12 protein-coding genes and 1 pseudogene are annotated in these 11,814 nt (G+C 61.3%); 5 read left to right on the top strand and 8 right to left on the bottom strand.

Annotated features, from left to right (window positions below):
* Positions 1-51: 51 nt before the first annotated feature.
* Entirely contained in the window at positions 52-1,293 is a 1,242-nt protein-coding gene (locus tag BFN10_RS16790; protein WP_071490613.1) for an acyl-CoA dehydrogenase family protein, read from the bottom strand.
* A 253-nt stretch (positions 1,294-1,546) separates the two neighbouring features.
* Here BFN10_RS16790 and sfnG point away from each other — a divergent pair, with 253 nt between their 5' ends.
* Positions 1,547-2,632, top strand: coding sequence for a dimethylsulfone monooxygenase SfnG (gene sfnG / locus BFN10_RS16785; RefSeq protein ID WP_071490612.1), 1,086 nt, complete (start codon positions 1,547-1,549; stop codon positions 2,630-2,632).
* A 43-nt stretch (positions 2,633-2,675) separates the two neighbouring features.
* Here the strand turns inward: sfnG and BFN10_RS16780 are convergent.
* Positions 2,676-3,119 (bottom strand): annotated as a pseudogene (locus BFN10_RS16780) (GNAT family N-acetyltransferase); the annotation flags it as partial.
* 94 nt (positions 3,120-3,213) lie between these two features.
* Here BFN10_RS16780 and BFN10_RS16775 point away from each other — a divergent pair.
* Positions 3,214-4,800 (top strand): RimK family protein, encoded by a 1,587-nt coding sequence (locus BFN10_RS16775; RefSeq protein ID WP_071490610.1) that lies wholly within the window; start codon positions 3,214-3,216, stop codon positions 4,798-4,800.
* Positions 4,801-4,807: 7 nt separating this feature from the next.
* Positions 4,808-5,746: a magnesium transporter CorA family protein gene (locus tag BFN10_RS16770; RefSeq protein WP_071490609.1), complete on the top strand. Its 939-nt coding sequence runs from the start codon at positions 4,808-4,810 to the stop codon at positions 5,744-5,746.
* Positions 5,747-5,774: 28 nt separating this feature from the next.
* Here BFN10_RS16770 and map read toward each other — a convergent pair whose 3' ends face one another.
* A complete protein-coding gene (gene map / locus BFN10_RS16765) occupies positions 5,775-6,530 on the bottom strand; it encodes a type I methionyl aminopeptidase (RefSeq protein ID WP_071490608.1) in 756 nt (251 codons plus the stop codon).
* Positions 6,530-6,730, bottom strand: a complete 201-nt coding sequence (locus BFN10_RS16760) for a ParD-like family protein (RefSeq protein WP_058425498.1) — start codon at positions 6,728-6,730, stop codon at positions 6,530-6,532. The genes map and BFN10_RS16760 overlap by 1 nt, the downstream gene beginning before the upstream one ends.
* Positions 6,731-7,003: 273 nt before the next feature.
* Between BFN10_RS16760 and ilvA the strand changes: the two genes are divergently transcribed.
* Both ilvA and BFN10_RS16750 read left to right on the top strand, forming a co-directional pair.
* The gene (gene ilvA, locus BFN10_RS16755) at positions 7,004-8,026 is read left to right on the top strand and encodes a threonine ammonia-lyase, biosynthetic (protein ID WP_083351446.1); all 1,023 of its coding nucleotides are present in this window, start codon (positions 7,004-7,006) and stop codon (positions 8,024-8,026) included.
* Positions 8,027-8,260: 234 nt separating this feature from the next.
* Positions 8,261-8,530, top strand: coding sequence for a DUF1652 domain-containing protein (locus tag BFN10_RS16750; RefSeq protein WP_071490607.1), 270 nt, complete (start codon positions 8,261-8,263; stop codon positions 8,528-8,530).
* Here the strand turns inward: BFN10_RS16750 and BFN10_RS16745 are convergent.
* From BFN10_RS16745 to xylB, 4 genes are all read right to left on the bottom strand, one after another.
* Positions 8,527-8,925 carry a hypothetical protein gene (locus BFN10_RS16745; RefSeq protein WP_071490606.1) on the bottom strand — a complete coding sequence of 133 codons (399 nt, stop codon included), beginning with the start codon at positions 8,923-8,925 and terminating at the stop codon, positions 8,527-8,529. The two genes, BFN10_RS16750 and BFN10_RS16745, sit on opposite strands and share 4 nt — an antisense overlap.
* 78 nt (positions 8,926-9,003) lie before the next feature.
* The gene (locus tag BFN10_RS16740) at positions 9,004-9,273 is read right to left on the bottom strand and encodes a DUF2790 domain-containing protein (protein WP_071490605.1); all 270 of its coding nucleotides are present in this window, start codon (positions 9,271-9,273) and stop codon (positions 9,004-9,006) included.
* A gap of 87 nt (positions 9,274-9,360) precedes the next feature.
* Positions 9,361-10,299 (bottom strand): carbohydrate kinase family protein, encoded by a 939-nt coding sequence (locus tag BFN10_RS16735; protein ID WP_071490604.1) that lies wholly within the window; start codon positions 10,297-10,299, stop codon positions 9,361-9,363.
* Positions 10,300-10,311: 12 nt separating this feature from the next.
* Positions 10,312-11,793, bottom strand: coding sequence for a xylulokinase (xylB, locus tag BFN10_RS16730; protein WP_071490603.1), 1,482 nt, complete (start codon positions 11,791-11,793; stop codon positions 10,312-10,314).
* Between the last annotated feature and the right edge of the window lie 21 nt (positions 11,794-11,814).

Genomic DNA, 11,814 nt, shown 5'->3' with positions numbered 1-11,814 from the left:
TTTAGGGTTCCGCCATCACCTAAATAACGGATATACACACAGTCAAAAACCTCAACCCACTACGCCAGGCCCATTCCCAATCTGCCAGACAAACGGCGGCTCAGCCCCATTGACCACCCAATCCCCCACAATCCGCGCCTTGTAAATCAGCGGATTATGCGACGACACCGTCCGCGCATTCCGCCAATGCCGATCCAGCGCCTTACCCTGGCGCACATCCGAAGCCCCCAGCGCATTAAACAACTCGCTGGTCGCTCGCTGAATCAACGACGACACCACCACCTGTGCGGTAGCCGACTCAATCTCGGCCGCCACATTGGCTTCGCGCTCTACCGCATCATCGCCCCCGAATCGCGCCACATACGCCCGTTGCGCGGGCAGTGTCGCCTTCAGCGCGCTCGCTTCGGCGGCATACACCAGCGCCGCCACTTCACCCACCACCTGCTGAATCTGCGCATCCTGGCTGACATGCGCCGCATTGCCATGGCTGTAGATGCGCTTGCGGCTGCGCACCTGATGCGCCACATCGCGCAGTGCCGCACGGCCGATACCCGCCAAGGTGGCCAGCAGCACCAGTTGGTAGAACGCGGTCTGGTATTTGAAGCGCGTGGCAAAGTCGATCACGTTGTCCGCGTCCACCACCGCATCGGTAAAGCGTGACGTGCCGCTGCCAGTGGTGCGCTGGCCAAAGCCATCCCAGTCGTCACTGTGCTCCACGCCAGGCTGACGGGCGCGGGTCGCGGCGATCACGTCGCCACCGGTGTCGCTGCGTTGGGCGTACACATCGATCCAGTCGGCGAAGATGCTGCCGGTGCTATAGAACTTTTCTCCGTTGAGCTTCCAGTGGTCACCGTCGGGGCTGACCTGGGTGACCACGTCGCCAATGGCCACGCTGCCGATCTCGGTCCAGGCACAGCCGACGATATCGCCGTCCACAAATCGCTTGAACCACACATCGCGTCCGGCGCCGGGCGGTGCATTCAGGCGGTCTTCGGCAAAGGCGAAGTGCCCGCGCAGGGCCTGGGGCACGTTGGAGTCGGCTTCGGCCAGTTCGATCAGCAATTCGAACAACTGCGGCAGTGACGCGCCGCCACCGCCATATTCCACCGGTACGCGCACCGCGCCAAACCCCGCCTCCTTGAGCCATTGGATCGGCTCATGGGGCAGGGTGCGGCTGTGTTCGCGCGCTACGGCGCCTTCGGCGATGCGCTGGAAGATCGGGCGGAAGCGTGCCGCCAGCGTGGGGTAGTCGACGCCGGTGGACAGCGGGTTGATGACGTGATGTTCGGTCATGGCGAGGCTCCTGGGCAGTGATCGATGCAGAGGCGATTGCACAGTCCGTGCCGGGTGCCGGGGCGCGTATTTCCGGGGAAAAACAGCGGGTCACTGTTGCCCTGGCAACAGCGGATCGACAAACCAGCGCAATCCAAAACACTGGCGACGCCATAGGGTCGTTGACCCAAGCCGCCTGGCCTGGGCGTTTCGCCGGCCTGGCACGCTTGCTGCTCAAGCCCTGGTACATCCCTTTTGTGCGAGGTACCGTCCGATGACTCAACACGCCGTGAAATTTGCCTACTGGGTGCCCAACGTCAGCGGTGGGCTGGTGGTCAGCAAAATCGAGCAACGCACCCACTGGGGCATCGACTACAACCGCAAGCTGGCGCAACTGGCCGAGGCTGCCGGCTTCGAGTACGGCCTCACCCAGATCCGCTTCACCGCCGGCTACGGCGCCGAAAACCAGCATGAGTCCGTGGCATTCAGTCATGCGTTGCTGGCTGCGACCACCAAGCTCAAGGTGATCGCCGCGATCCTGCCCGGCCCGTGGCAGCCGGCACTGGCGGCCAAACAATTGGCAACCATCGACCAACTCACCAATGGCCGTATCGCGGTGAATATCGTCAGCGGTTGGTTCAAGGGTGAGTTCCAGGCCATTGGCGAACACTGGCTGGAGCATGACGAACGTTATCGCCGCTCCGAAGAGTTCATCCGCGCCCTCAAGGGCATCTGGACCCAGGATGACTTCACCTTCAAGGGCGACTTCTACCGCTTCAACAACTACACCCTCAAGCCCAAGCCGCTGGGCCAGCCCGAAGTATTCCAGGGCGGCAGCTCGCGGGCGGCACGGGACATGGCGGCGCGGGTGTCGGACTGGTACTTCACCAACGGCAACACCCCGGAAGGTATCAAGGCCCAGGTCGATGACATCCGCGCCAAGGCGGCAGCCAATAACCACTCGGTCAAAGTCGGTGTCAACGCCTTTGTGATCGCCCGCGACACCGAGGAAGAAGCGCGCGCCGTGCTGGCGGAGATCATCGACAAGGCCGACCCGGAAGCGGTGAATGCCTTCGGCGATGCGGCGAAACAGGCCGGCAAGGCGTCCCCGGAGGGAGAGGGTAACTGGGCCAAATCCAGCTTCGAGGACCTGGTGCAGTACAACGATGGCTTCAAGACCAACCTGATCGGCACGCCGCAGCAGATCGCCGAGCGCATCGTTGCGCTCAAGGCGGTGGGGGTGGACCTGGTACTCGCCGGGTTCCTGCACTTCCAGGAAGAAGTCGAATACTTCGGCAAGCGCGTGTTGCCGTTGGTGCGTGAGCTTGAAGCCAAGGCGGCAATCAAACAGGTGGCTTGATCCGTGCGAGCTTGATCCGTGCAAGTAGTGAGCGGGCTTGCTACAGGTGTTTTTCCAGGCGCAGGGCGGGAGTGTGGTCTTCGTAGTAGTCGTTGATCAGGGCAAAGCGCCGATAACCGTTGCGCTCATAGAGGTTGAGGGCGCCGGGGTTGTCGGTGCGTACTTCCAGACGTATGCAGGTGTAGCCCTGTGCCACGGCGATAGCTTCCACGCCGTTCAGCAACTGCTTGCCCAAGCCAATGCCGCGTGCATGCTCGGCAATGGCAATCGAATACAGGCGCGCCGAGGAGGCGCCCCGACGAAACAACACCAGCGCATAGCCGAGTAACTGCCGGTCATTTTCCGCCACCAGCAACTGGCCGTGGGCGCGGCTGACCATCCACTGGAAACTGCGCGATGACAGCCGGTCGCTGCTGAAACAGCGCTGTTCCAGTGCCACCAGTTCAGACACATCGTTGGAGGTTGCAACGCGAAAGCAAAGAGCCATATGACCGCCGTAAAAGTTGTGTAACGAAACGGGACTTCTCTAAATGATCGTGCTTAATAGAAAAGGTCGAGTTCTCTAAAGCGGATCAACTATTATGTCGGCGGTACAAGGTCATTGGCGTGAAGTATCGGAGCAAACAGTCGCGACGACAATAACTGACAAGGGTTATTTTCTCGCCCCCCTCAAAGGAACCCGTCAAGTCGTGATCATTGTCGAGCGCAAGGAAGATTGGGCCTCCTACTTCCCCAGCGAAGACATCGTCACCGCCCAGGAGTACCTGGAACAGACCCGGGAAACCGAAACTGGCAAGCGTGTGCAGGTGATCAACCTGTGTCGCGGCTACAAGTACCTGGGCCACGGTTATTACTGCTCGCTGCTGGCAGAAGCCCGCGGGCACAAGGTGATTCCGTCGGTGCGCACCATCAGCGAACTGACGAAGAAGTCGCTGTACGGGCTGGCCCTGGACGACCTGGATAAAACCCTCGATAAAGCCTTGAGTCATCATCTTTACAGCAATACCGAAGGCTTTACCCTGACACTTTACTTCGGCCGGACCAATATAGAACCGTTGCAGGACCTGGCCCGTCAGTTATTTGAAGCGTTCCCGTGTCCCATCCTGTTAGTTGATTTCAAAAGGAATAACGGCTGGCATATCGAAGGGATCAAGTCCGGTGTATTGCACAAGTTGCGCGATGACCAGGAAGATCAATTCGCCCATGCGCTGGACAACTTCAGCCGCAAGATCTGGCGCCAGCCGCGCTCACGTCGCCTGGCCCGTTATGACCTGGCCATCCTGCACGATCCCCAGGAACAGTTGCCGCCGTCCAACGCCAAGGCATTGGATAATTTCATCCGCGTGGGCAAGGGCCTGGGCATCGATGTGGAGTTGATCGAGCGCAAGGACTATTCGCGCCTGGCCGAGTACGACGCCTTGCTGATCCGCGAAACCACCAGTGTCGACAACCACACCTACCGTTTTGCCAAGAAAGCCGAAAGCGAAGGTCTGGTGGTGATGGACGATCCGGCGTCGATCCTGCGCTGTACCAACAAGGTCTACCTCACCGACTTGCTCAACAGCCACCAACTGGGCATGCCCGCCACCGAGATTCTGTACAAGGAACGACCGGAAGACTTCGAACGGGTCGGCGAGCGCCTGGGCTTCCCGCTGGTGCTGAAGATCCCTGACGGATGCTTTTCCCGAGGCGTGATCAAGGTTGAAAGCCAGGAGGCTTTGCTCAAGGCCACCGCCGAGTTGTTCGAGCATTCGGTGCTGTTGCTGGCCCAGGAATTCTTCTACACCGAGTACGACTGGCGCATCGGCGTGCTCAACCGCAAGCCGATCTTTGCCTGCCAGTACTTCATGTCCAAGGGCCATTGGCAGATCTACAACCACAAGGCCATCGGCCAGGACATCAACGGTGAATGCCGCACCCTGGCGGTCCATGAAGCGCCCAGGGCAGTGGTGGAGCTGGCGGTGAAGACCGCCAACCTGATCGGCGATGGCCTCTACGGCGTCGACCTCAAGCAGTCCGGTGACAAGGTGGTGGTGATCGAGGTCAACGACAACCCCAACCTGGATGCGGGCATCGAGGATGCGTACTTGCAGGACGACTTGTATGGCCTGGTGCTGGAGGAATTCGTGCGGCGCCTGGAGTTGAAGCGCCAGGGCCAGGTCTGGTGACCCGGCGATGATCCAGCGTTTCGACCTGACCGATGGCAAGCTGCAGGGCGGAGAGAGTGACGCAGCCCCGGTCATGTTGTTCAACAACCCTGACCTGGCCGAACGTGAGTGGCTGCGCGACCACCACAAGCTGGACGAACACGCCCTGGCCTCGGCCCTGGACCCGGACGAAGTCTCGCGTATCGAATTTCACCCCGACAATCTGTTCCTGATCTGGAAACGGCCGGAGAACTACTCCGGCGGCGGCAACCTGGTGTTCGAAGTGTCGTCCTGCGGCCTGCTGTTTTCTCCCAGCCGCCTGCTGGTGATCGCCACCGACGAAACCCCGCTCAGCGGCCTGGGCAAGCGCCGTCCACTGCACACGCCGCTGGATGTGCTGCTCGATCTGTTGCTCAACAACATCCACCATTACCTCGGCCACCTGAAGGTGATCAAGCTGGTCGCCCGCGAGTTGCAGCAGCAGTTCAATGCGTCCATGAGCAACCACCACCTGATGCAGATGTTCAACCTCAGCGAGAGCCTGATCTATTACATCAACGCGCTGCACAGCAACGGGGCGGTGTTGTCGCGGTTGCGCAACCACGCGGAAAAGGAACATTTCAGCGCCGAGATCATCGGGCTGATCGATGACCTGATCATCGAGAACCACCAGTGCTACAAGCAGGCGGAGATCTATTCCAACGTGTTTTCCGGCCTGATCGATGCGCGCGGCAACCTGATGAACAACAGCATGAACAACCTGTTGCGCAAGCTCACGCTGATCAACGTGGTGTTCCTGCCGCTCAACCTGATTGCGAGCATCGGCGGCATGTCGGAGTTCAGCATGATGACGGCGGGGACGCCGTGGTGGGTGTCGTATCCGTTGTTCCTGCTGGCGATGGGGCTTGGGGCGGGGTTGATGGTGTTGGGGCTGAAGCGGATAGCGGGCGGCGCCAATGTGGTATGAACACCGGCTCCTACAGGGGTTGTGTCGTTCAGGCGCCGGGTTGCAAGGTCAAGACCTCGAACCCATCCGCCGTCACGGCCACGGTATGTTCCCACTGCGCCGACAGGCTGTTGTCCTTGGTGACCACCGTCCAGCCATCCTTGAGGCTGCGTACTTTCGAGCTGCCCTGGTTGAGCATCGGTTCCACGGTAAACACCATGCCTTCACGCAGTTCCAACCCGGTGCCGGGACGGCCGAAGTGCAGGACCTGCGGTTCTTCGTGCATCTGTCGGCCAATGCCGTGGCCGCAATACTCGCGCACCACGCTGTAGCCGTTGGCCTGCGCGTGGCTCTGGATCGCGTGGCCGATATCCCCCAGGCGTGCGCCGGGCTTGACCTGACGAATGCCGGCCCACATCGCTTCAAAAGTCTGTTCCACCAGGCGCCGGGCCTTGGGCGCGACGGTGCCGATCATGTACATCTTGCTGGAGTCGGCGATAAAGCCGCCTTTTTCCAGGGTGATGTCGATGTTGATGATATCGCCGTCCTTGAGGATGTCCTTGGCGCTGGGCATGCCGTGGCACACCACCTCATTGATCGAGGTGTTGATGCAGAAGGGGTAGTCGTACTGACCCAGGCTCGCCGGGCGGGCCTTGAGGTCATTGCGGATGAAGGCTTCGACGGCGGCGTCCAGCTCCAGGGTGGAGCGACCGGCGGCGACAAAACCGTCGAGCATGGTGAAAACCTGGGCCAGCAGGCGTCCGGATTCACGCATCACCGCCAGTTGTGCGGCAGTCTTGATCATCAACTGCGCCCCCGGATCAGGTCGGGCTTGTCCAACAGCAGTTTGTTGATCAGCTCGTTGTAGGGCAGCTGCGGATTGAGTTCGGCGAGCAGCCCGATCTTGATCCAGAATTCGGCCTGGGCGTTGATGGAGCGGTCCATCGCGGCGCTGGCCAGGCGCAGTTGTTCGTGCAATTGGTCGGTGATCTTGACGATGCCCATGGTGTTCACTGTGTGGTGGAAATATACAAAGCGTATATGTTTCGTATATCGACAGTAAACCCCTGGGCGCCAAATGGCGCTTGACCATTGACTTGCCCGCAGGCCGCCGGTTAGTTTGGTTACATGACATTTCAAGCCTTTCGCAGCCAGCCAAGCATTATTACCGCCATTCCTCATTTGGCGGGATAGCGCACGGCTGTACCCAAACCCGCCCTAGAGGCGGGTTTTGTTTTTCCGTCTCCAGGGTTTCTGACAAAAAGCCAGGAGACACCCATGAGCACCTGCACCGCGCCTCACACCGCCGACCCGGGACTGCTTGAGCATTACGTGAAGAAGATGCTTGCCGCCCCGGTATACGACCTGGCGGTGCGCACGCCGTTGCAGGCGGCCCCGGCCCTGTCGGCGCTGCTGGGTAACCAGGTGTTGCTCAAACGCGAAGACCTGCAACCGACCTTTTCCTTCAAGATTCGCGGCGCCTACAACAAGCTGGTGCAGCTTACGCCTGAGCAAAAAGCCCGTGGCGTGGTGACCGCGTCGGCGGGTAATCACGCCCAGGGTGTGGCCCTGGCGGCACGGGAACTGGGGATCGAGGCACGCATTGTAATGCCCGCCAGCACCCCGGAACTCAAGGTGCAGGGCGTGCGTTCACGCGGCGCCGAAGCGGTGCTGCACGGCGCGAGCTTCCCGTTTGCCCTGGCCCACGCGCTGCAGTTGGCCGAGTGGTCCGGGTGCACCTTTGTTTCGCCCTTCGATGACCCGGACGTGATCGCCGGCCAAGGCACCGTCGCCATGGAGATCCTGCGCCAGCAGCAAGGGCCGCTGGACGCGATCTTCGTGCCGGTGGGCGGTGGTGGCCTGATCGCGGGGGTCGCCGCCTACGTCAAATACCTGCGGCCCGAGGTGCGCATCATTGGCGTCGAGCCCGAAGGTTCCAGCTGCCTGTTGGCGGCACTGCGGGCCGGTGAACGGGTGATACTACCCAGCGTCGACGGGTTTGCCGACGGCACGGCAGTGGCGCAGGTCGGTGCGTATGGCTTCGAGATCTGCCGCGACTGGGTGGATGAAGTCATCACTGTCAGCAACGACGAACTGTGCAGCGCCATCAAGTTGATCTACGACGACACGCGGTCCATCACCGAGCCTTCCGGTGCGTTGGCGGTAGCGGGCATCCGCCACTACGTGGCCCGTCATCAATTCCGCGGGCATACCCTGGTGGCGATCAACTCCGGTGCGAACATCAACTTCGATAGTTTGCGACATGTTGCTGAAAGGGTGGCTGCACAGGGCGCCGTTTAACTTGAAGCCCAGGGTTAAACGATTAATCGCAGCGGTTCGACGACGATTCCGTCGACACTGTTCAACCTCTATAACAACGCACAGTGCTTATGAGGAAAGGTTACAACGAGGGCCGTTTTTGCCGAGTAGGCTTGGGAGTTACAAGCGTCTGCCAGGGTCGGCAAGACGTGGCGGGCACACGCCTGCCAGGTTCATAACAATCTGTTGGCAGTCTCAGAAAAGGAGAGGTTGACCATGCTTTCGGAACTAGAGCTTCGCAGCATCATTGAAGGAAGTTTCCTGCCTAAACGGTGCGAATGCACCAAAGCCGAAGATGCCTCGCTGACGATCAAGATCTATGACGACCGTGACCGTGACCGGGTGGATTTGGAAGTCAAAGGTATCAACGCGGACAAACTCGACAGCAGTCGAGCGATTTGCAACCTGATTGCCGGGTTGCGCGAAGACCTCAAGCATACCCATGCACCCGCCCTGCAACGCGCGGGAGGGCGCAGCTTCTATTAGCTTGACGCTTGAGTATGAGGGACCGAAGACCTGTGGGCCTGGATAAACGCCAGGCCCAATACGGTTTCTGTTGCCACTGCCAGCAGGATGCCTGGCCCCGCATTGCCATTGATCCACTCACCAAACCCCAATAGCGCCAGCACCAGGCACCCGGCGACAAACCCGGTGGTCAGGGCGCGGCGCGTGTCCGAAGGAGGCGCGTGACGGGCGCGGTAGAACATGATGCCGATGCCCAGGAAGAGCGCGGCGTTGCGGCGCGACACCATCCCGGTGGCGTTGGAATACTCCACGCTCCACAACCACAGCAGCAGGTCGGGACGCAGGCCCCAGACCAGTGCGAGGGCGAAGCACAGCAGGGCGGTGAAGGTGGCGAGGGTACGGAAGTTCAAGCGCATGGCGAATCCTTTCAGCCTTATGACAAGCCCGCAAGCGTACGCCTATTTGTGCGAGCCTGGCTCTATTGCTTCAACGCCTCAGTTCTGGAAGTCGCAGGCTTCGGACATTTTCCGGTAGCTCACGTCTTCTACCTTGCCTGCTTTATCCAGGAACTTGATATCCGCCTTGATGACCTTGCACTCATCGGTCGGGGTTTCGTTCATGGCCAGCACCTTGTCGATATTCATCGGCAGGCCGTAGTGGTAAGGCACGGGTTTGACGGCGGCTGTTTGATCCTCGGCCTGGGCCAGGCCAGACGCAGCCGCCAGTGCAAGGGTGGCACCGAGCATCAACGTGCGCAGTTTCATGGTGTTTCTCCGCAACAAGTGGGTACAACTTCACTCTCGGCTTGCGGGATTAACCATCGATTAAAGTTTGCCTGGCTGACAAAAGCTTCATCCAAGCTGATGACGATAGGGCAGGTCCGGCCCGGTCTTGCCGCAGGTCATCGCCGCGGCGCGAATGGCAAAGCCCAGCATGACGTCGATCTGTGCCCGCGTGAGCTGTTGCAGGCCCTCTACCGAGTCAAGCTGCTGCTCGGTCAGCCAGGCAATCAACGCCGCCTGGAAGGTGTCGCCGGCCCCCACCGTGTCGGCCATCACCACCTTGACTGCCGGTTGCGACCAGTTGCCGTGCTGGCGGCTGAACACACTGGCACCGTCGCCGCCACGAGTGAGGAACACCAATTGGCAACGGTGTTGCAGCCAGCCCTGCAGCACGCTTTCCGGCGACTGGTCCGGGTAGAGCAGGTGCAGGTCTTCGTCGCTGACCTTGATCAGGTCGGCATGCTTGACCAGCTCCGCCACGCGGTCGCGCCACAGCTGGATATCCGGCTGCGGGTTGAGGCGCACGTTGGGGTCGAGGCTGATCAGGCGTTTGCCGCTTTCGCGCTTGACCAGGTTCAGCAGGGTGTCGCCAATCGGCTGCACCACCAGGGAAAACGAGCCGATATGCAGGCCGCGAATGTCAGCCCCCAACGCGGGCAGGTGGGCGACTTCCAGCAGGCGGTCGGCGCAGCCTTCGCCTCGGAAGTTGTACTGCGGTGAGCCATCGGCACCCACGGCGACCATCGACAGGGTGGTCGGCGCGGCGAACTCCACCAGGAACTGCTCGCTCACGCCTTCATCCTTGAGCACCTGCAACAGGCGACGGCCAAGGAAGTCGGTGGACAAGCCGCCGAACAACCCGGCCTCGATACCCAGGCGGCGCAGGCCTACCGCCACGTTGAACGGCGAACCGCCGGCAATCGCCTTGTAGTTGACCTTGGAAGCCTGCCCGCTGGCATCTTCCTCGCTGAAGAAATCAAACAGCGCTTCACCACACACCAGATACATAGTCGTTCGCTCTTAAAGGGTTGCCACGAGTTGTTGATAGCGCTCGTAAGCCTGCTGGTAGGCGCCTACGCTGCCCGCCACCGGCAGGGTCCGGCTGGCGGGGTCGACGCTTACGCATTTGTCGCACAGGCTGGCCAGCGCTTCGCCGGACTGGCACCACGCCGCCTGGATCGCCGCGCCCAGGGCCGCGGCTTCGCTTTGTTCGGTGCAGACCACTTCGGTGTTCATGATGTCGGCCACCATCTGCCGCCACACCGGGCTCTTCGAGCCGCCGCCGATCAAGCGGATGCTCTGGCTTTGCAGGCCGGTCTCGCGCAGCAGGTCGAGGCCGTAGCGCAGGCCGAAGGTGGTGCCCTCGACCACGGCGCGGCACAGGTTGGCGCGGCTCAGGTTGGTCATGGTCAGGCCGTGCAGGCTGCCGGTGGCGTGGGGCAGTGCGGGTACACGCTCACCGTTGAGGAATGGCAGCATGCTCACGCCGTCGGCGCCGATGGGCGCCTGATCGACCAGGGTGTTGAACGCGGCCAGGTCGAGGTCGAACAGCTCGCGCATGACCCCGGTGGCGTTGGTCAGGTTCATGGTGCAGATCAATGGCAGCCAGCCGCCGCTGGATGAGCAAAACGTCGCGACCGAAGCCTGGGGGCTGACGTTGGGTCGGTCGGCAAATGCATACACGGTGCCCGATGAACCCAGGCTCATGGTGATCACGCCGGTCGCGATATTACCGGTGCCAATGGCGCCCATCATGTTGTCGCCGCCGCCGCTGGAAACGATGGCGTTGGGGTTGATGCCCAGGCGTTCGGCGATGGCCGGCAGGATTGTGCCGACGCTTTGATCCGCTTCGATCAACGCCGGCAGCGCCGCTTCAAGGCGGCCGCTGGGATCGATGTGCTTGAGCAGGTCCACATCCCATTCACGGCTGCGCACATTGAAGTAGCCGGTGCCGGACGCATCGCCGTATTCCGCGACGGCCTTACCGGTGAGCCAATAGTTGAGGTAGTCGTGGGGCAGCAGGATATGCGCAATGCGTGCAAACAGGTCCGGGTGCTGTTCGCGGGTCCACAGTAGCTTGGACACGGTATAACCCGGTGCAATCGCCACACCGAGGCGTTCCAGCGAGCCGTTCTCACCGCCCAGATAGGCCAGCAGGCGCTCGTTTTCAGGCGTGGTTTCGGTGTCGCACCACAGCTTGGCCGGGCGCAATACCTCACCGTGTTCATCCAGCAGCACCAAGCCATGTTGCTGGCCGGACACGCCGATACCGAGGATATCCTGGCCGTCCACACTGGCCTGTTGCAGGGCGCGGTGGGTGGCCTCGGTGAAGGCGTCCAGCCATTCCTGGGTGTGCTGTTCGCGGCGACCGTTGGCGCCGCTGATCAGGGTATGCGCCGCAGCGCCGAGGCCCAGTACCCTGCCGCTGGAGGCGTCGAGAACGATGGCCTTGGTGCCCTGGGTGCCGCAGTCGATGCCGAGAAACAGGTTTTGCTGGGTCATGAGGGTGTGCTCAGCAGTTTA

The sequence above is a fragment of the Pseudomonas extremorientalis genome (assembly GCF_001870465.1).
Taxonomy (GTDB): domain Bacteria; phylum Pseudomonadota; class Gammaproteobacteria; order Pseudomonadales; family Pseudomonadaceae; genus Aquipseudomonas; species Aquipseudomonas extremorientalis.
This window is presented reverse-complemented; position numbering and strand designations above follow the sequence as displayed.